Source organism: Parafrankia irregularis, assembly GCF_001536285.1.
Classification (GTDB): domain Bacteria; phylum Actinomycetota; class Actinomycetes; order Frankiales; family Frankiaceae; genus Parafrankia; species Parafrankia irregularis.
On the sequence record NZ_FAOZ01000013.1, the window covers coordinates 110,026 to 131,412 of the forward strand.

General features: G+C 71.5%; 18 protein-coding genes. 8 read left to right on the forward strand and 10 right to left on the reverse strand.

Annotated features, from left to right (window positions below; all coding sequences use genetic code 11):
• Window positions 1–37: 37 nt before the first annotated feature.
• The 3 genes from AWX74_RS20445 to AWX74_RS20455 all read left to right on the forward strand — a co-directional run bounded on the left by AWX74_RS20445 (window position 38) and on the right by AWX74_RS20455 (window position 2,778).
• Window positions 38–1,342 carry a CaiB/BaiF CoA transferase family protein gene (locus AWX74_RS20445; protein WP_091279495.1) on the forward strand — a complete coding sequence of 435 codons (1,305 nt, stop codon included), beginning with the start codon at window positions 38–40 and terminating at the stop codon, window positions 1,340–1,342.
• Window positions 1,343–1,554: 212 nt separating this feature from the next.
• Window positions 1,555–2,406: a pentapeptide repeat-containing protein gene (locus AWX74_RS20450; protein ID WP_091279285.1), complete on the forward strand. Its 852-nt coding sequence runs from the start codon at window positions 1,555–1,557 to the stop codon at window positions 2,404–2,406.
• Between the two features lie 126 nt (window positions 2,407–2,532).
• On the forward strand, window positions 2,533–2,778 hold the full coding sequence (locus tag AWX74_RS20455) for a hypothetical protein (RefSeq protein ID WP_242666335.1): 246 nt from the start codon (window positions 2,533–2,535) through the stop codon (window positions 2,776–2,778).
• A gap of 22 nt (window positions 2,779–2,800) precedes the next feature.
• On the opposite strand, the gene clpB is transcribed toward AWX74_RS20455, so the two are convergent.
• From clpB to dnaK, 5 genes are read right to left on the reverse strand one after another with little or no spacing between them, the layout of a single operon-like run.
• Window positions 2,801–5,443 carry an ATP-dependent chaperone ClpB gene (clpB, locus tag AWX74_RS20460; RefSeq protein WP_091279288.1) on the reverse strand — a complete coding sequence of 881 codons (2,643 nt, stop codon included), beginning with the start codon at window positions 5,441–5,443 and terminating at the stop codon, window positions 2,801–2,803.
• Window positions 5,434–5,841, reverse strand: a complete 408-nt coding sequence (locus AWX74_RS20465; protein ID WP_091279291.1) for a chaperone modulator CbpM — start codon at window positions 5,839–5,841, stop codon at window positions 5,434–5,436. The genes clpB and AWX74_RS20465 overlap by 10 nt, the downstream gene beginning before the upstream one ends.
• Before the next feature lie 16 nt (window positions 5,842–5,857).
• Window positions 5,858–6,892 carry a DnaJ C-terminal domain-containing protein gene (locus AWX74_RS20470; protein ID WP_091279502.1) on the reverse strand — a complete coding sequence of 345 codons (1,035 nt, stop codon included), beginning with the start codon at window positions 6,890–6,892 and terminating at the stop codon, window positions 5,858–5,860.
• A complete protein-coding gene (locus AWX74_RS20475; RefSeq protein ID WP_091279498.1) occupies window positions 6,889–7,572 on the reverse strand; it encodes a nucleotide exchange factor GrpE in 684 nt (227 codons plus the stop codon). Before AWX74_RS20475 ends, AWX74_RS20470 begins: the two co-directional genes overlap by 4 nt.
• Complete coding sequence (gene dnaK / locus AWX74_RS20480; protein ID WP_091279294.1) at window positions 7,565–9,535, reverse strand: molecular chaperone DnaK; 1,971 nt, start codon at window positions 9,533–9,535, stop codon at window positions 7,565–7,567. The genes AWX74_RS20475 and dnaK overlap by 8 nt, the downstream gene beginning before the upstream one ends.
• Window positions 9,536–9,938: 403 nt before the next feature.
• Here dnaK and AWX74_RS20485 point away from each other — a divergent pair, with 403 nt between their 5' ends.
• Together AWX74_RS20485 and AWX74_RS20490 are read left to right on the forward strand one after the other, a co-directional pair.
• Complete coding sequence (locus AWX74_RS20485; RefSeq protein ID WP_091279297.1) at window positions 9,939–10,430, forward strand: Hsp20/alpha crystallin family protein; 492 nt, start codon at window positions 9,939–9,941, stop codon at window positions 10,428–10,430.
• A 216-nt stretch (window positions 10,431–10,646) separates the two neighbouring features.
• Window positions 10,647–11,996, forward strand: coding sequence for an aminotransferase class I/II-fold pyridoxal phosphate-dependent enzyme (locus AWX74_RS20490; RefSeq protein ID WP_091279300.1), 1,350 nt, complete (start codon window positions 10,647–10,649; stop codon window positions 11,994–11,996).
• On the opposite strand, the gene AWX74_RS20495 is transcribed toward AWX74_RS20490, so the two are convergent.
• Both AWX74_RS20495 and AWX74_RS20500 read right to left on the reverse strand, forming a co-directional pair.
• Complete coding sequence (locus tag AWX74_RS20495) at window positions 11,886–12,821, reverse strand: hypothetical protein (protein ID WP_091279303.1); 936 nt, start codon at window positions 12,819–12,821, stop codon at window positions 11,886–11,888. The genes AWX74_RS20490 and AWX74_RS20495 overlap by 111 nt on opposite strands.
• A gap of 10 nt (window positions 12,822–12,831) precedes the next feature.
• Window positions 12,832–13,668: an AraC family transcriptional regulator gene (locus AWX74_RS20500; RefSeq protein WP_226931339.1), complete on the reverse strand. Its 837-nt coding sequence runs from the start codon at window positions 13,666–13,668 to the stop codon at window positions 12,832–12,834.
• A gap of 138 nt (window positions 13,669–13,806) precedes the next feature.
• Here AWX74_RS20500 and AWX74_RS20505 point away from each other — a divergent pair, with 138 nt between their 5' ends.
• Together AWX74_RS20505 and AWX74_RS20510 are read left to right on the forward strand one after the other, a co-directional pair.
• Window positions 13,807–14,991, forward strand: coding sequence for an alpha/beta hydrolase (locus tag AWX74_RS20505; RefSeq protein ID WP_091279307.1), 1,185 nt, complete (start codon window positions 13,807–13,809; stop codon window positions 14,989–14,991).
• Between the two features lie 144 nt (window positions 14,992–15,135).
• Window positions 15,136–16,497, forward strand: a complete 1,362-nt coding sequence (locus tag AWX74_RS20510) for a phosphoribosyltransferase family protein (RefSeq protein WP_091279310.1) — start codon at window positions 15,136–15,138, stop codon at window positions 16,495–16,497.
• Between the two features lie 53 nt (window positions 16,498–16,550).
• Here AWX74_RS20510 and AWX74_RS20515 read toward each other — a convergent pair whose 3' ends face one another.
• Complete coding sequence (locus AWX74_RS20515; RefSeq protein WP_091279314.1) at window positions 16,551–17,894, reverse strand: HNH endonuclease signature motif containing protein; 1,344 nt, start codon at window positions 17,892–17,894, stop codon at window positions 16,551–16,553.
• A gap of 725 nt (window positions 17,895–18,619) precedes the next feature.
• A complete protein-coding gene (locus AWX74_RS20520) occupies window positions 18,620–19,714 on the reverse strand; it encodes a LysR family transcriptional regulator (protein WP_207550384.1) in 1,095 nt (364 codons plus the stop codon).
• 112 nt (window positions 19,715–19,826) lie between these two features.
• On the opposite strand from AWX74_RS20520, the gene AWX74_RS20525 reads away from it, so the two are divergent.
• Window positions 19,827–20,717, forward strand: a complete 891-nt coding sequence (locus tag AWX74_RS20525) for an NAD(P)H-binding protein (RefSeq protein WP_091279318.1) — start codon at window positions 19,827–19,829, stop codon at window positions 20,715–20,717.
• A 27-nt stretch (window positions 20,718–20,744) separates the two neighbouring features.
• On the opposite strand, the gene AWX74_RS40805 is transcribed toward AWX74_RS20525, so the two are convergent.
• Entirely contained in the window at window positions 20,745–21,311 is a 567-nt protein-coding gene (locus AWX74_RS40805) for a hypothetical protein (protein WP_193209860.1), read from the reverse strand.
• Window positions 21,312–21,387 lie beyond the last annotated feature (76 nt).

Sequence of the window (21,387 nt, forward strand, 5' to 3'; positions counted from 1 at the left end):
GGGGACGGGGGTGGGTGGCGTGGCCGATGGCGGCCCGATGTCCGGGGTGCGGGTGCTGGAGGTCGCCACCCATGTGTTCGGGCCGGTGGCGAGCGCGGTCCTGGCCGAATGGGGTGCCCAGGTCGTCAAGGTCGAGCATCCCCGGACGGGCGATCCCTACCGGGCCCTGACCACCGTCGGACTGCATCCCGAGTACCGGGGGGTCGATCCCTACTTCCAGTCCGCGAACCGGGGGAAGCGGTCGGTCGGCATCGACCTGACCCACCCGCGGGGACGTGAGCTGCTCGACCGGCTCCTGGCCGGCAGCGACGTGTTCGTGACCAACCTGCGTGAGGGCGCCCGGCGCCGGCTGGGCATCGACGTCGACGACATCCGCGCGCGGCACCCGTCGATCGTCTACGTCCGGGCGAGCGCGTTCGGTGCCCGCGGGCCGGACGCGCACCGCGGCGGCTACGACGCCGGCGCGTTCTGGGCCCGCAGCGGCATGCAGCACCTGCTCGGCTCACCGGGCACGGCGGATGCGGCGGGCACGGCGGACACGGCGGACGCACAGTGGCCGGGGCCGCCGCGGCCGGCCTTCGGGGATCTGGTCGCCGGGCTGGCACTGGCCGGCGGGGTCAGCGCCGCCCTGTACCGCCGGGCGACGACCGGGGAGGGCGCGCTCGTCGACGGATCACTGCTGGCCGCGGGCCTCTGGCAGGTTCAGCCGGACATCATCAACGCCTGGATCGAGCAGGCCGAACGCTCAGCCGCGCAACCCGCCAGCGGCCCCGCGGAACCGGACGGCACCGCGGAACCAGACGGCTCCACCGGCCCCCGGTCCGTCCGGCGCCGGGCCTGGAATCCGCTGATGCTGCCGTACCGGACCGCCGACGGCCGTTTCGTCGCGCTGATGATGTTGTCCCCGGACCGCAACTGGCCCGCGCTCTGCGATGCCCTGGGCCGGTCCGACCTGGCCACCGACCCGCGTTTCGTGGACCTCGACGCCCGACGCCGCAACGCTCCCGCCTGCGTCGACGAGCTCGACGCGATCTTCGCCGCGCGCCCGCTGGCGGCCTGGCGGGAGGCCCTCGCCGGATTCGGGGGCGAATGGGCGGTCACCCAGCATCCGGGTGAGGTGCACGATGATCCGCAGGTGGCCGCCAACGGTTATGTCTCCGAGGTCGAGACGGGCGGCGGCTTCGGGATGCCGATGGTCACGACCCCCGTGCAGTTCGACGGACGTCCAGGAAGCCCTTCCCGCGCGCCCGAACACGGCGAGCACACCGAGGACGTCCTGCTCGAACTCGGGCTGAGCTGGGAGGAGATCCTGCGCCTCAAGGAACACGGCGCGATCCTCTGACGGCAGCTCACCCATCCCCTGCGGCTCGGCCCGGCTCGGCCCGGCTCGGCTCGGCGGAAGAGTGAAGGCTTTGGGTCGTTCCAGCAGCCAGAATCCTCCACTCCTGCCCGGCGGCAACGGCAGCGACCGGGATCCAGGGCGGCGGACCGCCAGACGATCGGTTGGGCGCAACTACTCCCCTGTCAGCCACAATGTGGCTAATCTCACCGTCTATGACGCGGGACGAGCACAACGGGGCGCTTCGGCCGTACCAGGAGGTGCGGCCGTCGGAAGAGTTACCCGTCACGTCAGCGTGGTGGAGCCACCCACTCGCCGGGCTCCTCGCCGCGATCCGCGCACGGCCCGCTGGTGCCGCGGTAACGGCTGAATCCGCTGGAACCTCCGGAACCACCGGGGCCGGACGCTCCGGAGCCGGGGCCGGGGCCGGCCGTGCTGGCGCCGACCTCGCCGGCCGGGCCTTCACCGGCCGGAACCTGCGCGGGGCCGACCTGCGCGGGGCCTTTCTCAGCGGCGCCGACCTGCGCGGAGCGGACCTGCGCGGAGCGTGCCTGCGCGGCGCCGATCTGCGGGACGCCGACCTGAGCAGCGCCGCGCTGTCCGGCGCGGACCTGCACGGGGCGCTGCTCGTCGGCACCTTTCTCAGCCGCGCGGACCTGCGCGGCGCCGATCTGGGCCGGGTGTACCTGCGCCGGGCCGATCTGCGTGGCGCCTTTCTCGGGCGCGCCGACCTGCGGGGAGCGGATGCCGCCGAGATCGTCCTGCGCGGTGCGGTCCTGCGGGGCGCCGATGCGACGGGCGCCGTCCTGGACACCATGGACCTGCGGGGGGCGGACCTGCGTGGGCTCCGGCTGGCCGGTGCGCGCCTGCTCCGCGTCGATCTGCGTGGGGCGGACGTCCGTGACACCGACCTCGGCGAAGCCGTCCTCTGCGCCGCCCGGCTTGATCGACTGCGCTGGTCCACGACGACGACCTGGCCCCGCGACGAGTGGGCTCACCGGGTGCGCTCGGCCTCCCATCGGACCTCCCCCGACATGTTCGAGGTCGTCGACGGCTCCGCGCGCTGACCCGCGCCGGTTCCCTTCCTCGCATGACGCTTCGGCCTTACCAGTCGAGTCCGAGACGGGTTCGTCCTACGATCTGCTGATGAGGCTGAGCCTGATGAAGCTGAACCCGCGGCGCATGACCACGGTGTGTGCTCCGAGGTCGGCCTGATGGGCCTGTTCCGGCGCCGCCCGGACGCGGCGCGTGACGACGATCCGGCCCCGACCTTCGGCGGGCGGACACTGAGCCGGCTGTTCGGCGTCTCGTGCACCGAATGCCGGCTCGGGCCGGCGTCGTTCACCCGGGTCGCGGCCGAAGCCTACGCCTGGGCCAACACCCACAACGAGCTGCACCACCCGGCCAGATCCTCTGCCCGGGTCGTCACGCACCGCTGACCACGGCTCGCGGAGCGCGAACTCACCCGCCGCCGACGGCGACGGCGGCCGAGCGCGGTGTCTGGTGAGCGAGAGCCAGATGTTCGCCGGCGAGGTCGATCACGATACCCGACCCGTCCGCCACCTCGCCGGCGACCAGGGCCCGACCGATGCGGGTCTCGACCTCCCGCTGGATGAAGCGGCGCAGCGGCCGGGCGCCGAACACCGGGTCGAAACCCTCCCGGGCGATGAACTCCCGGGCCTCGCCGGTGATCGCCAGTGTGATCCGACGCTCCGCCAGGCGGCAGCGCAGGTCCGCGAGGAGCAGGGTGACGATCCGCTCGATCTCGACCAGGGTCAGCGGCTTGAACAGCACGGTCTCGTCGAGCCGGTTGAGGAACTCCGGCCGGAACCGCTCCCGCAGCTCCGCCGTCACCCGGGAGCGGGCCTCCTCGTCGATGTCGCCGTCCGGCCCCACCCCGTCGAGCAGCCACTGTGAGCCGATGTTCGACGTCATGATGATGACGGTGTCGGAGAAGGAGACCGTGCGGCCGCGGCCGTCGGTGAGCCGGCCGTCGTCGAGGACCTGCAGCAGCGTGTTGAAGACGTCGGCGTGCGCCTTCTCGATCTCGTCGAGCAGGACGACGCTGTAGGGCTTGCGGCGCACGGCCTCGGTGAGCTGGCCGCCCTCCTCGTGGCCCACGTAGCCGGGCGGCGACCCGATGAGCCGGCTGACGGTGTGACGCTCCTGGTACTCGCTCATGTCGATGCGGATCATCGCGTCCTCGGAGTCGAACAGCGCCTCGCACAGCGCGCGGGCGAGCTCGGTCTTCCCGACCCCCGTCGGGCCGAGGAACAGGAACGATCCGACCGGGCGCCGCTGGTCGCGGATGCCGGCCCGGGCCCGGATGACCGCGTCGGCGACCAGCCCGACGGCCTCGTCCTGGCCGACGACCCGCTCGTGCAGGATGTCGTCCAGGCGCAGCAGCTTCTCCCGTTCGCTCTCGACGAGGCGGGAGACGGGGATGCCCGTCCAGCGGGACACGATGTCGGCGATCTCGTCCTCGGTGACCTGCTCGCGCAGCAGCGGCTGGCCCTGCTGGCGCCCGCCGAGCCGGTCCTCCTCTGCGGCGAGGCGCCGGCGCAGGTCGGGCAGCCGCCCATGGCGCAGCTCGGCGGCGGTGTTCAGGTCGTAGGCGCGTTCGGCTTCCTCGGCGCGCCGGCGTACCTGTTCGACCTCCTCGCGCAGGTCCCGCACCCGGCGGATCGCCTGGCGCTCGGACTCCCACCGGGCCCGCATGGCGTCCGCCTCGGCACGCAGATCGGTGAGCTCCTTGCGGAGCTGGTCGAGCCGGGCGACGCTGGCCGGGTCGTCCTCCTTGGCCAGCGCCGCCTCCTCGATCTCCAGCCGGGTGACCCGTCTGGTGGTCTCATCCAGCGCGGCGGGCATGGAGTCGATGTCGGTGCGCAGCATGGCGCAGGCCTCGTCCACGAGATCGATCGCCTTGTCGGGCAGGAACCGGTCGCTGATGTGGCGATGCGACAGCACGGCCGCCGCCACCAGGGCGCCATCCTGGATGCGCACCCCGTGGAAGATCTCGAACCGTTCGCGCAGCCCGCGCAGGATCGAGATCGAGTCGGCGACGGAAGGCTCGTCGACCGCCACCGGCTGGAACCGGCGCTCGAACGCGGCGTCGGACTCGATATGCCGGCGGTACTCCTCCACCGTCGTCGCGCCGATCAGGTGCAGCTCACCGCGGGCCAGCATCGGCTTGAGCATGTTCCCGGCATCCATCGCGCCTTCGGCCGCACCGGCACCGACGACCGTGTGCAGCTCGTCGACGAACAGCAGGATCCTGCCCTGCGCGGCCTTGACCTCGGCCAGGACCGCGGTGAGCCGCTCCTCGAACTCCCCGCGGTACTTCGCCCCGGCGATCAGCGCCGCCAGGTCCAGCCGGAACACGATCCGGTCGCGCAGCCCCTCGGGGACGTCCCCGAGGTGGATGCGCTGGGCGAGGCCCTCGACGATCGCCGTCTTGCCCACCCCCGGGTCACCGAGCAGCACCGGGTTGTTCTTCGTCTTCCGGGAGAGGATCTGGATCACCCGGCGGATCTCGGCGTCCCGCCCGATGACCGGGTCCAGGCGGCCCTGCGCCGCGGCGGCGACCAGGTCCTGGCCGTACTTCTCCAGCGCCTCGTAGGTCGCCTCCGGGTTCGGCGAGGTCACCCGCTGGTTCCCACGGATCCCGGTGAGGGCGGCGAGCAGGTGCTCCCTGGTCACGCCGCTGCCGGTCAGCAGACGCCCGGCCGCGGTGGTCGGGCCCTCCTCGGCGAGGGCGAGCGCGAGATGCTCCACCGAGACGTAGTCGTCGCGCAGCCGCTCCGCCTCGCGCGCGGCGGTGTCCAGCAGGCGGGCCATCCGCTGGGTCACGTACACCTCGCCCGGCCGCGCACCCGGCCCGGAAACCCGCGGCCGCCGGTCCAGCTCGGCCGTGACCGCCTCCGCCAGCGCGGCCGGGTCGGCGCCGACATCCGCCACCAGCCGCCGGACGAGGCCTTCGGACGGTTCGAGCAGCGCGGCGAGCAGATGCTCGCCGTCGACCTCGGCGTTGCCGTGGCGAACAGCGCGGGCCTGGGCCTCGTCCAGCGCCTCACGGGACTTCTCGGTCAGCCGGTTCATGTCCATCTGTGCAGCACCTCGCCTCGGGCGGGTCGGGCGGCTCGCAACAGCCGTTCCAGATCGTCGATGCGGTCGAGCAGGTCGAGCACGACCCCGGACGCCGTGTAGGTGATCCCGAGATCGCGCCGCAGCCGTTCGATGCGCCCGGCGCGGGCCACCGCCCGCGCTTCCAGGACGTACCGGCCGCCCGGGTCGGTCTCGGCGTCGAGCAGGCCCAGCGCGACCAGCCTGCGTACCAGGTCGGGATGCAGGTGGGTCACGGCGCAGAACGCGTCGAGCTCGAGGCGTTCGGGGTCGCCCGTGTCACCGGGGCGTTCGGGGCGTCCGGGGCCATCAGGGCCTGCGGTGCCGCGGCCCGCGGGACGGTCGCCCCGCGGCTGGACCCGGACGAGCAGCGCGTTCATGCCGCCTCCCTCACCGTCATGCCGCCTCCCTGGGGTTGAAGGAGGAATCCCGGGCGAGCTCGCGGAACAACTCCGTCTCACGTTCCGTCGGGCTGGCCGGGACCATGATCCAAACCTGCGCGTACAGGTCACCGCCGCTCGGTTGTTTCCGTCCGGGCAGGCCCCGGCCTCGCAGGCGCAGCCGGCGGCCGCTGGAGGTGCCCGCCGGCACGGCGAGGCTCACCCGCTCGCCGTCCGGCGTGTCCAGGCTGACCGTGGTCCCCAGCGCGGCCTCCCACGGCGTCAGCGGCAGTTCGGTGTGGACGTCTCGCCCCTCGACCCGGAACCGCGGGTCGGGCAGCAGCCGCACCACCAGGTACAGGTCGCCGGCGCTCCCGCCGCCCCGCCCGCGCCCGCCCTGGCCGGCGAGCCGCAGCCGCTGGCCGTCGCGGATGCCCGCGGGGACCGTCACCTCGATCTCCCGCGGGCCGTCGGCGCCAGGCAGCGTCACCCGGCGCCGCCCGCCGTGGTACGCCTCGCTCAGGGTGGCCTGGATCTCCGCCTCCTGGTCGGCACCGGGCACCGGGCCGGCACCGCCCCGTCGGCGGGAGAAGGCGTGCGCGCCCATGCCGAACAGGTCGCCGATGTCGAACCCCTCGAACCCCTCGAAGCCGCCGCCGAATCCCCCGTCGAAGCCGCGAAAGCCCTCGGCGTCCTCGAAACCGAACCGCTGGCCGGCTCCCCCACCGGCTCCACCGGCCCCGGCCCGACCGCCTCGGCGGGCGCCGGCCCGCGCCCCTGCCGCCCAGCGCTCCGCCCCCTCGGGGACGCGGCGGAAGTCGGCGCCGAACCGGTCGTAGCGGGCCCGGGCACCCGGGTCGGAGAGCACGTCGTATGCCTCGGACAAATCCTTGAACCGTTCCTCGGCCGACGGATCGGAGTTGATGTCCGGGTGGTACTTCCGGGCGAGCTTGCGGTACGCCCGCTGGATCGCGTCCGCGTCGGCGTCCCTGGGAACGCCGAGGACCTCGTAGAAGTCCTGGCCGGTCGCCCCGGTCGCGCCGCCGCTCACGGCGACGTCCCCGGCGGCGTCCAGGCCGGCCGCCCCGCCGACCTCGGCCCCGCCGACCTCGGCCCCTCCGGCCGCGGCGTTTCCGGCCGCGGGGCTTCCGGTCGCAGTGCTTCCGGCCGACGGCCCACCGTCCATGGCGTCTGCGGCGCCCGTGGCGCCTGCGCTGTCTGTGGCGTCTGTGGCGTCCCCGTGTGCGGGCCGGCGCTCACCGCGACCGACGCGGGCCGCAGCACCCGGCCGTCCGCGGCGAACCCGGCACGCAGGACGTCCATCACGGTGCCGGCGGGCGGCGGGTCCGGTGTGGCCGAGACGTCGACCACCGCGCCCACCTCGTGCCGGTTCGGGTCGAACGGGCCGTGCTCGTCGTCCAGCCGGACGACACCGCAGCGGCGCAGCGCCTCCAGCGCGAGCTGGCGCACCCCGCGCACCCCGTCGAGCAGCGAGCCGGGGTCAGCGGACGCGTGCGACAGTGCCAGCTCCAGATGATCGAGCACGGGCAGCCAGGCGAGCACGACCCGGTCCCGCTCAGCGGTCCGAGCCGCCGCCAGCTCCCGGCCGGTGCGGCGGCGGAAGTTGTCGAAGTCGGCCAGCGTCCGCAGCTGTCGGTCCCGGCATTCCTCCAGCTCGACCGCCAGGTCCGGCGCCGCCGGCGCCTTCTCGGGACGCCCGTTCTCAGTCATCGCCACGGGTGGTGAACTCGGCGTCGATCACATCGTCACCTGCCGCGCCGCCCCGTCCAGCGCCAGCCCCGCCAGCCCCACCGGGCCCGCCGGCCGCACCGGCTCCGGCTCCCGTTCCCGTTCCTGTTCCCGCGGAGCGACCGCCGCTCGGCGCCGACGCCGTCTCCCGCGCCGTCGCCGACGGCAGGCCGTAGAGCACCTGCTGAAGATCGTTCACCAGCGGGCGGACCCGGTCAAGATCGGCCCGCTCCTCCAGCGCCCGACGCGCATCGGTGATCAGCTGATCGGCACGGGCCCGCTCGTGCACCGGTACCTCGTCGCCGAGCTCCGTCAGCCGACGTTCCACCTGGTAGACGATCGTGTCGAGCTGGTTGCGGGCGTCGGCGTTCTCGCGCAGCGCCGCGTCCTCCGCACGGTTGCGCTCGGCGTCGGCGACCATCCGGTCGATGTCCTCCGACGGCAGGTTCGTGTTCTCGGAAATGGTGATCTGCTGTTCCGCGCCGGTGTCGGCGTCTTTCGCGGTGACCTTCAGAATGCCGTTGGCATCGATGTCATAGGTGACGTCCACACGGGCCTCGCCGCGAGCCGCCGGACGTATTCCCTCCAGCCGGAAACGGCCCAGCGTCCGATTGTCCGCGGCCATCTCACGCTCGCCCTGCAACACCACGATGTCGACGGCCGACTGGTTGTCCTCGGCTGTCGAGAACGTCTCCGTGCGCCGCGCGGGAATCGTGGTGTTGCGCTCGATCACCCTGGTGCTCACACCACCGAGCGTCTCCACTCCGAGCGAGAGCGGGGTGACGTCGAGCAGCAGCACGTCGGACACCTCGCCCTTGAGCACCGCGGCCTGCACGGCGGCACCGACGGCGACGACCTCGTCCGGATTGACGGTCATGTTCGGGTCCTTGCCGGCCGTGAACCGGCGCACCGCGCCCTGCACCGCCGGCATTCTGGTCGCACCGCCGACCAGAATGACCTCGTCGATGTCCTGCTCCGCGGTCTTCGCGTCCTTCATCGCCTGGCGCAGCGCGGGTGTGCACCGCTCCAGCAGGTCGGACGTGCTCGCTTCGAACTGCGCCCGGGTAAGCGTCGTGCTCAGATGCTGGGGACCGTTCGCGTCGGCCGTGATGAAAGGCAGACTGACCTGCGTCTGGGTGACCGACGAAAGCTCGATCTTGGCTTTCTCCGCCGCCTCGAACAGCCGCTGCAGCGCCTGCGGGTCCTTACGCAGATCGATACCGGACGTCTTCGCGAAGTCGTCCGCGAGGACGTCCACCAGGCGGCGGTCCCAGTCGTTGCCGCCCAGGTGGGTGTCACCCGCCGTCGCCCGCACCTCGACAATGCCGTCACCCACGTCGAGAACCGAGACGTCGAACGTGCCACCACCGAGGTCGAACACCAGGACGGTCTCATGTGACCGTTTCTCCAGCCCGTAGGCGAGCGCCGCGGCAGTCGGCTCGTTGATGATCCGCAGGACCTCCAGGCCGGCGATCCGGCCGGCGTCCTTGGTGGCCTGTCGCTGCGCGTCGTTGAAATAGGCCGGTACGGTGATCACCGCTTCGGTGACCCGCTCCCCCAGGAACCGGCCGGCGTCGTCCACCAGCTTGCGCAGCACCATCGCCGAGATCTCCTCGGGCGCGTACCGGCGCCCGCGCACCGCGATCCGGACGGCGTCGTCCTTTCCCGCCTCCAGATCGAAGGTGACGGTCCTGAGCTCACTGGTCACCTCGCTGTAGCGGCGGCCGATGAACCGCTTCACCGAGGTGATCGTGCCCTTCGGGTTGAGGATCGCCTGCCGGCGCGCCAGCTCACCCACCAGCCGCTCGCCGCTCTCCGTGAAGGCGACCACCGACGGTGTCGTGCGCGAGCCCTCGGAGTTGGGAACGACGGTCGGCTGACCGCCCTCGACGACCGCGATAACCGAGTTGGTCGTCCCCAGGTCTATTCCAACAGCCTTTCCCACAATGTCCTCCCGCTGTCCTCCCGCTGGGGGATCGTCCTGCGCAGCGTTGCCACCGAAACGGGCGGTTGCCACCGAAAGCCGCCACGGGCGCGCACCGGGCCTCGCGGGTTTTCCAGCACCCGCGGGAAAACCACGGTCACCGGCCACCCGCGGGAGAACCACGATCACCGGCCGCCGCCGTCCGTATCACCAGTCCCGCCGATGCCGTCTCACCGGACCGATGGCACCTGACTGTGCGATACCACTGGTTGCCGCCCCAAAACTCGGCGAGCGTCAGGTGGGCCGTGGCGGCTCCTGCCATACCCGATCAGGCCGCCTGCGCCAGCCCGAGTTGCCGGTCGGACGGCACGGACAGACCATCGCCAGGTAGCCGACCGAGGGCATCGAGGGAGGTATCACGATCATGTCTCATCCTGTGCGCGCCGGGGGCGACCGACCGCTCCCGACCGTCCGCTGGGACCCGTTCCGCGAGATCGAGGACGCCTGGACCCGCATGGGCAGCCTGCTCGGTGACGTGGTCGGAGGTGAACGCCGGCCCTACGGCGTCCTGGCCGGCCGGACGCCCGGCCTGGACATCGAGGAGACCGACGACGCCTTCATCGTGGAGCTGGAGCTGCCCGGTGTCCGGTCCGAGGATCTGTCGATCGACCTGCGGGACAACGAGCTGACGGTGAGTGGCGAGGTCAGGGAACGGGAAGCCCGCGGAACCCTTCGCCGCCAGGGCCGGCGGACGGGCCGGTTCGAGCACGCGATCACCGTCCCCGGCGAGGTCAACCCGGATACGACAACAGCCAGCCTCGACTGCGGCGTCCTGACGCTGCGCCTGCCGAAGGCCCACCGCAGCCAGCCCCGCCACATCAACGTCTCCGAGCCGACATCCACGGAAACGACGTGACGTCCACGGGAGCGAGGCGAGGCGGGGCCATCGCTTTCAGCAGCGCCCCGTAGGAAGGACCCGCGGCGGACCGCGCACCATGCTCCTCGGGCAGATCATCCCAGCCGCAGCTCACCGAATGGAAGCCACCCACCCATCGGCATCCTGCGCAGATCACCGAGAACGCCGATGGGGGCCCGCTGAACCGCTTCTGGCGCGGCTGATAAGCACCTGTTCGTGGCATTATTCGTCCGTCACCGCATCGACGCGACCATGGCTGACGTCCTGGCCGCCCTGCTCGCCGTGGCCATCGGGGCCATCGAGGCAACCGAGGCAACCGAGGCTTGGTCCCGCACCCGCCGCCGGTCGGCGGGCGTCTCCGGATCCCGGCTCCCGACCGGTGCCAGCACTGGAGCCGCCGGGTGGGGACAGCTCGAGGACGGCCTGATGTGCCTGTCGGTGCGGTCCGCCTTCCACCTGCTGCTGAGCGCCGCCGAGGTTCCCCCCGGAAGCGAGGTCGCGATCTCCGCGGTGACCCACCCGGACATGGTGCGGCTCATCGAGCTGCACGGACTGCGGGCCGTCCCGGTGGACATCGACCCCAACACCCTCGCCGTTGACGAGCGGGCGCTGGACGCGGCCATCACCGAGCGGACCCGGATCCTGGTCGTCACGCACCTCTTCGGCGCACGGTCATCGATGGACGCCGCCGCGCGGGCAGCGCGCGACCACGGGCTTCTCCTCGTCGAGGACTGTGCGCAGTCCCTCCAGGGGCCGGACGACCGGGGTGATCCGCGGGCCGACGTGTCCCTGTTCAGCTTCGGGCTGCTCAAGACCGCGACCGCAATGGGCGGGGCGGTCGCCTGGGTGCGCCGGCCGGGGCTCGCCGCCGCCATGCGGGCCCGGCAGGAGAGCTGGCCCGAACAGTCCCGGCGCTCCTACGCGGCGAAGGTGCTCACCTGCATGGTGGCGCTCGTCGCCTCCCATCCGGTGCTGTACGCGCTCCTTTTCGGTGGGGGGCGGCGACTGGACCCGACCGCTCTGGTGCGTTCCCGGGTCCCGCGGGACGAACCCGGATTCACCCGGTGGCTGCAGCGCAGGCCCTGCGACGCGCTGGCCCGGACCGTCGCCCGGCGGCTGGCCCGGTTCCCCTCGCACCGGCTGCGCCGCCGCACCGAGGCCGGCGAGGCGTTCGCCGCCGTGCTCGGGCAGAGGGTGTTCCGCCCGGGCGCCACCGCGCCGCGGCACACCCACTGGGTCTTCCCCGTCACCGTTGACGACCCGGACCGCGTGGTCCGTGAGCTGCGCACCGCCGGCGTCGACGCAACCCCGACCACCAGTCAGATCGCCGCGGTCGAACCCGCGCCGCCGGGCGCCGCCCGGGTGCTCGCCGGCCTGGTCTTCCTCCCGGCCTACCCCGGGCTGCCCGCGGCGCAGCGGGACCTGATGGCGGCCGCTGTCGCCGCCGGCGTGGCGTCAGGGGTGCGTGGTGGAGAGGGCCGGGCACAGGATGCGGTCGTGGGCGGAGAGGGTGGCGAGCGCGCGCACCGTCACGATGCCGCGCCATTCCACCGTCTGCGCCGGTGACCATCCCAGCCAGCTGAACATCCACCCGCCGTCCGTGCGCTGCCCGTCCTCGAGCTGGTCGAGCCCTGCGCCGATCTGCTCGTCGCTGAACAGGGCCCGGCTGCGCAGCCCCGGCCGCGGGGACAGGTCCAGCGCGGTCAGCCGCTCGCCTTCGATCCCGCCGGGTACGGGAATCGAGCCGTCGGCTCCGATGTGGGGCCGCAGTGCCTCGATCGACCGCCCGGCGCGCTCCGCGTCGGGTGCCCGGTCGAGAAAGTCCAGCGCGAACTTCAGCACGTAGCCGCCGAGCGACTCCGGATCCGCCAGCACCGCCCAGCACCATTCGGTCGCACGTTCCAACCACTCGGTCGCACGCGCCAGCCGCGCCCGCGTGGCATCGGCGCCTGCGTGCGCCTCGGCACCGGAGAGCAGCTGCCCCAGAGCACCCGCGAACGCGAACGTCAGCTGGGATCCACCTTCGCCGGGCACCATCCACGGCGCGTGCGGATGGGCCGCCGCACCGGGCAACACGAAGGGCACACCGCCATCCGGAAGGGCGGTCGCCGCCACCCAGGCCGCGGCGCCGGCCACCATCGGATCAGCCTGCGCACCCACGGCTGCGAGCACCTCGATCGCCTGCAGGGTCGCGGTCGGCTCGCTGCCCGGCGTCCGGACATCGGGTTCGAGGGCGTGCCCGAAGCCGCCGTCCGCGTTGCGGTAGGCGCGCAGCGCGTCCAGCACCGGCGCCGCCGCCGCGCCGTGCAGGAGCCGGGCCAGAATGTGCCGTTCCAGCAGGCGGCCGTTGGCCAGCACGAACTGCTCGGCGGATGCGATGTCGACAGGCATGCGGGTGACGTTAGGCCGCGGTCACGATGGCGTCTTCCAGAAATCGGACGGCCGTGGTCCCAGTCAGGCGGCGGACCTCGTCGTTCATGTGCGACTGGCTCGCATAGCCCGCGGCGACGGCGACGGACGCCAGGGAGAAGGAGGACGAGCCCGGCGACGTACGCCCCGGCGACTGCGCCGCCCACTCAGCCACCGGCCGCCCCGCCGGCACCGAGGGCGGTGCGGGCGGCCGCTGGGTGAGTGTCACCAGCCGTCGCAGCCGCGCGACCCGGGCGAAAATCTTGGGGCCGTATCCGACCGCACCCAGCATTCTGCGGTGAAGCTGACGCTCGCCGACCCCGAGTTCCGCCGCGACGACCGAAACCCGCGCGCCCGGATGCGTAAGGCGGCGCACCGCGGCCCGGACCAGCGGGTCCGGGCGGGCCGTGGCCCGGCGGGTCACCATGTCGACCAGCAGCTCCAACCTGCGCGCCGGGGCGGCCTCGACCAGCCGGCCCCGAAGCTCGGCCGTGCTGTCGCCCCGCTTCCGGGACGCCTGACCACCCCAGAGAAGATCCACATCGATCTGGAGATCACGCACATCGCACGCGGGGACACCGAGCACCACACCTGCCGCGCCAGGACGCAGCCGGACGCCGGAGGACATCGCCCCCGCAGGCAGCGCCACGTCGCGGAAACGGGTGTCAGGCCCCGCCACCACCAGCTCACGGCCGGCGAGCCAGATCAGGTCGACGCATCCGTCCGGCACCACCCTCTGGACGTGGTCACCGGCCGGCTCCTGCTCCCACAGGCAGGCCACCACCGGCGCCACGGCATCGGGTGCCTGGTATTCGCGGTACACCGACATCACCTCACGGCATGCAATCACACGTCACGCCCGAAGCCAGACGCCCGGAATCTCGGTATCAGCAATGCCGACCCACACAGGACCGGTTCAGCCGAGTATGGTCCCTTCATTCTCGGCCCAGCATCGAGGAGACCACGGATGAACGCACGCCGGATTCTCTCCGCCATGACCGGCCTCGCTCTGGTCGGCGGACTGGCCGCCTGCGGCTCCTCGACTGAAAGCCAACCGGGCTCCGCGCGCACCGCGGGGACGGCGGACTCCCGGGCCGCTGCGCCGACTCCCCGGCCAGCACCACTGGACATCTCGTTCACCGATCCTTCGTTCGACACCGGCACCGCCAGCGGCGTCCGGTTCGCCACAGACATCTCCTGCGGCGCGGACCGCCTCAACGCCTTCGACATCGCGCTTCCCGCCTCCGCGCGGACGCCCGCGACCGCGTCGGCGTCCACGTCGACCCCTGCCCCTGCATCTGCCGCCGCATCTGCCGCTGCCGCTGCGTCCGCTGTGCCGCTCGTCATCCATCTGCACGGCGGCGGGTTCATCAACGGGGACAAGTCCACCTTCTGGACGAACGGGTTCGACGACCCCGCGGCCACCGGTTCGGCCCCGGCGCAGCTCCTGTCCGCCGGGACGGCGGTCGCCAGCATGAACTACCGGCTCCTCGGAGCCGAGGACGACAAGGGTGTCATCAAACCGATGACCGACGTGGCGCGCTGCCTGCAGTACATCCGCTACCACGCGGACTCGTTCGGCATCGACCCGAACCGGATCGCCCTCCTCGGCAACTCGGCGGGTGCTGGCACCGCGCTGTGGCTCGGCTTCCACGACGACCTCGCGGACCAGGACTCCACCGACCCCGTCGCCCGGATGTCGACCCGGCCACAGGCCGTCGCGGTGAACCAGACCCAGGCCACCTACGACATCGTGCGGTGGGGTGACGACGTCTTCGCCGACTACGCCGACCAGCTCAAACCAGGTCTCATGAAGCTCATCGAAGCCGTCCCCGAGGGCCGGCGCATGCTCGCCTTCTACGGGATCAAGCAGTTCGGCGACGTCACCCGGCCGGACATCGTCACCTACCGGCACAACGTCGACATGCTCGGCTTGATGGACGCCTCGGACGTCCCCTTCTGGGCGGCGAACACCAGCACACCGGAGGCGCTGCCGCTGGGTGCCGACGTCATGTTCCACCACCCCTGGCACGCCCGTGCGCTCTCCGAACGCGCCGAGCAGGTCGGCCTCGACGCGACCGCCACCTGGGGAGAGGGCAGGATCCCGCCGATCTCCGCGGTCGACTACGTGCTCCGCGCGCTGAACCGCTGAACCGTGAACCGCTGAGCCAGCCGAGCGACCGAGCCGACTGTCAGCCCATTGCCGCTCCGACGTTCCGACGCCGGGCAGCGGGGCAGGAAGAAATGGGGGTTTGCGCGGCGCAGGGGCGGTCACCTGGCGGAAGGGAGGGGCGAGATGCTCTTCCAGAATCGCGAACATGCGGGGCAGGAGCTCGGCCGACGACTGGCGTATCTCGGCGGCCAGCAGGTGGTGGTCGTCGGTCTCCCCCGAGGGGGTGTGGTCGTCGCCTACGAGGTCGCCCGGGCGCTGGGTGCACCGCTGGACGTCATCGTCGTCCGGAAGCTCGGCGTTCCGGTGCAGCCGGAGCTGGCTATGGGTGCAATCGCCGAGGGCGGTGTGCTGGTGGTCAACGACGAGACCCGGCTGCTGGCCAGCATCACCCCGGGAGATCTCCACGCGGTGGAAGCACGTGAACGGGTGGAACTCGACCGCCGGATCCGGCGCTTCCGCGGATCGCAGCCCCGGGTTCCACTGGCCGGCCGCACCGTGGTCGTGGTTGACGACGGGATCGCGACCGGCGCGACCGCTGCCGCCGCCTGCCAGGCGGTCCGGGCCGCCGGCGCCGCCCGCGTTGTCCTCGCCGCACCCGTCGGCCCGCCGGAACGGATCGCATGGCTGCACCAGTTCGCCGAGGAGGTGGTCTGCCTGGCCACCCCGGACGAGTTCTTCGCCATCGGCGCCTTCTACGTCGACTTCACCCAGACCGCGGATGAGGAGGTCACCGACCTGCTGCATCGGGCCGCCCTCATCGCCGCCCCGGCGGCCGGTCACACCGTGCATGCCAACGGGACCGCAGGCACCGCGAGGACCGGTGGCGCATCGCCGGCGCATGCCGTCGAGGTCCGAATTCCAACAGACACGACAAAGCTGAGTGGAGATCTCACTGTTCCCGACCATCCGCACGGTCTGGTCGTGTTCGCCCACGGGAGCGGCAGCAGCCGCCAAAGCCCACGCAACCGGTACGTCTCCGACGTCCTGGTCGACGCCGGCCTGGCCACTCTGCTGTTTGACCTGCTCACGCCCGAGGAGGAACTCGACCGGGAGAACGTGTTCGACATCGACACCCTCGCCCGCCGCCTGATCCGCGTCACCCGCTGGCTGCGCGAGGAGCCCGATATCGCCTACCTTCCCGTCGGATACTTCGGCGCGAGTACCGGCGCCGCAGCGGCTCTGTGGGCGGCAGCCGAGTTCGGCCCGCCAGTCACCGCTGTCGTCTCCCGCGGCGGGCGACCAGACCTTGCTGCATCCCGGCTGGCTCGGGTGTCCGCCCCCACACTGCTGATCGTGGGTGAGCGCGACGAGCTCGTGCTCGACCTCAACCGGGAAGCGCAGAATCAGCTGCGGTGTGAGAGCCGCCTCGCGGTGGTACCTGCTGCCACCCACCTGTTCACGCAGCCGGGCGCCCTGGAGGCGGTGGCGGTGCTGGCCCGTGACTGGTTCGTCCACCATCTGGCCCTGGTCGGGCATTCCAGCTAGCGGACCTGCCGAAACGAGTAGGCGGACCGGCACCACCCGCACGCGCAGGCCACTCACCACGGTTGATCGTTTTCGGTGGTGGTGCCGTGGTCGATGGTGGTGCTCTCCCCGTCGAGATACGAATGCGGCCGGACCTCGTACCGGCGACCGGTCGGACTCGTCCACCGGAACACCCCCGGCCGGGGCTGGACCACCCGCCACCGACCGTGATGACGCACCCGATGATGCCGCCGGCACAACGGCCCCAAATTCGCCACCAGCGTCTCCCCACCCCCGGCGTACGGCTTTGTGTGGTCCAGATCGCAACGCCACGCCCGGCGGGTGCAATGCGGGAAAACACAGCACGGGTTCCGGACCTGCACATGGCGTCTCTGCGCCGGGCTGGGATACCGCCGCTCTCCCAACTCCACCAGAGAACCCCGCTCGTCGGTGAGCATTCGCCGCCAAGTCGACGTCGGCCGCGACGCGATCTCCCGCGCCACCGTCGCAGGAATCGGCCCGTACCCCACCAGCTCACCGGGCTCGGCGTCCACACCGAGCAACGTCCCGACCGGGACGATCACCTGTACATCCGCACCTGCCGCACCCGCCGGGCCGGGCTGCCCGTACCGGCCCAGGATCAGATCCATCAACGTGTCCGCACGCACCTCATCCCGACTCCGGCTGTCCTCTTCGCTCCTGTCCGCGATCGTCGCGTCGGTGATCTGCTCGATCCGCTTCTGGCAGGCCAACGCCCCGTCCGCGGGCAGCAACGCCCCCAACACCGCCATCCCGTCGTCCTCCGGCTCCACCCACACCCGCCGCTCCCGACACCGCTCGTCGGATCGCCGGGCCGCACCGTCGGGATCGATTTTGATCACCCCGCGGCGGCACGCCGCCGTGAACGCACGCCGATGCACCCGCGGCCCCTTCCCCAGCACCAGGTCCGCGACCCGGCCCGCCAACCCCGCCTCCAACGGCGAGGTCGCACGCTCCAACGACGTCAACCGAGGCAGATCAAGCACGCCGTCGGCCAACGCGTCCAACCCGGCCGGGAGACGACGAACCACCTGATCAGCGAAATGCAGATGCCACTCCGCGGACCCGGTCGAGATCCGCATCACCCCCGCCACCTCACCCGCCACCACCGCATCGAACAGATCCAGCTCGTCATAGCCCTCCGGCGGCCGGGCAGCGGCAAGCTCCGCCTGCACCCGGATCGCCGCCGCCTGCGCCGCCGCGACCCCCGCCACCGCCACCGCCACCCGAAGCCTGTCCAGCCGTTCGCTCAACCATCCCTCGAACACCCGATGCGCGACCGGAACCCCCTCCCCCTCACCACCGTGCGGAACCGCCCCGGCGGACGAGCCGGTCGGGCCAGTCACGTTGATGACGGTCGAGGGCGTGCGGGGAGCCATGGCACCACACCTCCGGTCCGGAAACACACCACACGATCGAACGGACGTTCGATCACACTGGCGATGCTAAACCGGAAAACGACCACGAAGACCGGGCCGAACAACGGAGGACACAACGAGTTCACCCACCACCCAGACCGCCTTGACAGACAGGCACACAGGCAGGCAACCTCACATCAAGCACGGATCCCTCACCCGAACTTCGGCGGGTAAGCCATGGAATCCGAGGCCCTCCAGCGACATCGGAACAGGAACACCACTAAATAGGTTGATCTTTCAGAAATAGATTCCATAGTCGTCTATCTCCAGTGCGCCGATTCGCTCTTCGGACCGACCTTTAGATAGACCTCGACGAAGAGCCGGACACCCCCTACCCTCCCGGAGAGAACTTCCTGCGGGCTGCACATCCGTCCAGCCGGTGAACTCGCATGGAATCTCGCCGTATTCCACCAAAGGAATAAACTTGATAGACCCCAAGATATTTCAGCATCTGAAGGACTAACGTCAGGCGTCGAGAATCCGACCGCCCCAGCAGCCAACTTCCACTGGAGGGAGCCGGAAGAACTCCGGTCCACGCGAGCTGGGCCCCGACTCGTCAAGAACGGACTTTGGAGCGATGACGGTTCCGGCGCGGGTGGTGCACTCGCCTGCGGGCCACGTCGGTACCCGGCGTTTCGCCCGACCTTTCGGCCACGGCGTCGCCGTTCATGCGGCGATGCCGGCACTCACCCGGGAGCGGATGCAGAGGCCGAGGTCACCGAAGCGGAGGCGATTCCGGCGGATGCCGGGGCAAAAGGTGGGCCGGATGTGGACGTGGCAGTGACAGTGGCGGCGACGTCTATCGCGGCACGCACCATGGCTGCGACAGCCGGCGAGCGGGAGTTTCGCGGCCAGGCCACGGCGAGGGTGGAAGGAGCAAGATCGCGGACAGGCCGGTAGGCGATGTCCGGCCTGGGGTGGCGCCGGACCAGCGAGGCAGGGGGAAACCAGACGATCCTTCCCAGCTCGACCAGGCTGAAAATCTGCGCGAGGTCCCGGGGCCGATCGGCAGCCGGAAGCACCGTCGGAGCCACCGCGGAAGCAACGGGCGATGCCGGGGACGGAGGGCCAGCCGGCGCAAGCCGGTACCCGCCGACCCCGCTACCCGTCCTCGGGCCGCCCACAGCAGGGACTCCCGGAGGGACACGGCCGGGATGGTCGGCCAGTCTCGAGTCGGGCTGGTCGGCCGGAGCTCCGTCCGGGAGGAGCCGGCCGGCGAGGTCGGCCAGGTACAGGTCGGGGCGGGCGGCGAGCGGGTCGGTCGCCGCCAGCGCCACCAGGCGGGGTTCGGTCAGCAGCGGCTCGAACTCCAGGTCACGGTCGTCGAAGGGGGCTGGAAGCAGCGCGACGTCGGCCCGGCCCTCCCGCAGCGTCGGGGCCTGCTCATCCCGACCGCCGAGGATCAGATCGACCGGGATGGCCGCGTCCGCACGCTCGTAGGCAGCGATGATCCGCGGTAGCAGGCCGGCGTCGTAGTCGGCTTTGAGTGCCAGACGCAGCCGCGGTTCGGGCAGGCCGGCGTGGCGGGCCCGGGCCGCGGCGGCACCGACCGCGTCGAGGGCGATCCGGGCGTCCCGGAGCAGGCCCTCGCCGGCCGGGGTGAGCACGACGGAGCGGGTGGTGCGTTCGAGCAGCCGCACCCCCAACTGACGTTCCAGGTCGCGGATCGCCCTGGAGAGCGGGGGCTGAGCGATTCCGAGCCGGTCGGCGGCCCGCCGGAAGTGCAGTTCCTCGGCGACGGCAACGAAATATCGAAGCTGACGCACCTCCAGGTCACTCATATCGGGAGGGTATCAATGGAGACCGAGATGATCCTTCCGGTTCCTCTCCCCCCGACATTGACTGAGCCTGCGCGGGGCACCGCGCTTCGCACACGACAACCGGGAGCCTTCGTTGATCGTTGTCACCACCCCCACGGGCAACATCGGCCGGCAGGTGCTCGCGAACCTGCTGCGCGACGGGGAGTCCGTCCGAGTGATCGTCCGTGATCCCACTCGGCTCCCGGGCCAGGTCCGCGACCGCGTGGAGGTCGTCCGCGGCTCACACGGTGACGCCGGCGTCGTGAACGAGGCGTTCGACGGTGCCGCGGCCGTCTTCTGGCTGGTGCCGCCCGACCCCAAAGCGGAAGATCTCAAAGCCACCTATCTGGAGTTCACCCAGCCGGCGTGCGACGCGTTCGTCCGCCATCAGGTGCAGCGGGTCGTCGGCGTCTCGGCCCTCGGTCGCGGAACCGCACCGGCGCTCGCCGGTAACGCGGGCCTGGTGTCGCTCTCGCTGGCGATGGACGATCTGATCGCCGCCACCGGCGTGAGCTATCGGTCGCTGGCACTGCCGTCGTTCATGGAGAACATGCTGCGCCAGGCCGCCGCGATCCGTGCCCAGGGGATGTTCTTCCTCCCCCTGGACGCGGATCGACGCCTTCCCAGCTGCGCCACCCGCGACATCGCCGCCGTGGCAAGCCGGCTGCTCGCGGATGTGTCGTGGAGCGGGCTGGGAAGCGTCCCGGTTCTCGGCCCCGAGGACCTGTCCGGCGACGACATGGCGCGCATCATGTCGGACGTGTTCGACCGTCCGATCCGCTTCCAGCAGGTCACGGAGGAGCAGTTCCGGGCGACGCTCGCCGGGCAGGGCCAGTCCGCGGCCATGATCGAGGCGATGGTCGACATGATGCGGGCGAAGAACAGCGGCCTTGACAACGCCGAGCCGCGCACACCGCTCTCCACCGCACCGACCACCTTCCGGCAATGGTGCGAGGAGGTGCTGCGTCCGGCCGTTCTGGGCTGAGAACCAGTCCTTCGCCAGGCAGCTTCGTCAGGCAGCGCGGCCGGGTAGCGCAGCGAGCTGCCCGGCACGCACCCGCTCCAGCATCGTCGCGACCGTTCGGATGATCTCGGGGAGCGTGTCGCGCATCCCGGCCGCGGCCGACTGGTAGCTGTCCAGGTCCACGACGCCGGCACCGGCGAGCAGGCACACCGGATCCGCGAGCCTGGATTCCAGCCAGATGACGGGATCGTCCGGAAGCCGCCGCCGCGACTCCGGAAGATCCACCCGGAACACCGCATCATCGCCGGCGGCCCGACGTGAGGCAGGAACCGATCCGAACCGCGAGATCCGCGACTGACGTTCGATGAGCCGAAGCTCCACCCGCACACCCCGCTGGGGCTCCAGCTCCAGCTCCGGCGGCGACTCAGGCGGCGACTCCAGCTGAGGCTGAAGTCCCAGCCCCAGCTCCCGTTCCGGCGGCGAATGCGGCGGCAGCCCGGGTTTCGGCCACGGACCAGATCCCGGGCCTTCCTGGTTGCGAGCAGCCTCGGATTCGGTGAAGCAGAGATCTTCGACGATGACGGCAAGCCCGTCGAAGCAGAACATTGTCAGCATGTCCCCCGCCCTTCGATCGGCGTCGAGCCGGCACCTTGCGGCGTCCGACCCGTCGGCCCGATGCTGGCACGCTACG

Coding starts and splice junctions, on each gene's coding strand:
- AWX74_RS20445 (WP_091279495.1), top strand. CDS start 38: ATGTCCGGGGTGCGGGTGCTGGAGGTCGCCACCCATGTGTTCGGGCCG.
- AWX74_RS20450 (WP_091279285.1), top strand. CDS start 1,555: ATGACGCGGGACGAGCACAACGGGGCGCTTCGGCCGTACCAGGAGGTG.
- clpB (WP_091279288.1), bottom strand. CDS start 5,443: ATGGACATGAACCGGCTGACCGAGAAGTCCCGTGAGGCGCTGGACGAG.
- AWX74_RS20465 (WP_091279291.1), bottom strand. CDS start 5,841: ATGAACGCGCTGCTCGTCCGGGTCCAGCCGCGGGGCGACCGTCCCGCG.
- AWX74_RS20475 (WP_091279498.1), bottom strand. CDS start 7,572: ATGACTGAGAACGGGCGTCCCGAGAAGGCGCCGGCGGCGCCGGACCTG.
- AWX74_RS20485 (WP_091279297.1), top strand. CDS start 9,939: ATGTCTCATCCTGTGCGCGCCGGGGGCGACCGACCGCTCCCGACCGTC.
- AWX74_RS20495 (WP_091279303.1), bottom strand. CDS start 12,821: ATGCCTGTCGACATCGCATCCGCCGAGCAGTTCGTGCTGGCCAACGGC.
- AWX74_RS20500 (WP_226931339.1), bottom strand. CDS start 13,668: ATGTCGGTGTACCGCGAATACCAGGCACCCGATGCCGTGGCGCCGGTG.
- AWX74_RS20505 (WP_091279307.1), top strand. CDS start 13,807: ATGAACGCACGCCGGATTCTCTCCGCCATGACCGGCCTCGCTCTGGTC.
- AWX74_RS20510 (WP_091279310.1), top strand. CDS start 15,136: ATGCTCTTCCAGAATCGCGAACATGCGGGGCAGGAGCTCGGCCGACGA.
- AWX74_RS20515 (WP_091279314.1), bottom strand. CDS start 17,894: ATGGCTCCCCGCACGCCCTCGACCGTCATCAACGTGACTGGCCCGACC.
- AWX74_RS20520 (WP_207550384.1), bottom strand. CDS start 19,714: ATGAGTGACCTGGAGGTGCGTCAGCTTCGATATTTCGTTGCCGTCGCC.
- AWX74_RS40805 (WP_193209860.1), bottom strand. CDS start 21,311: ATGCTGACAATGTTCTGCTTCGACGGGCTTGCCGTCATCGTCGAAGAT.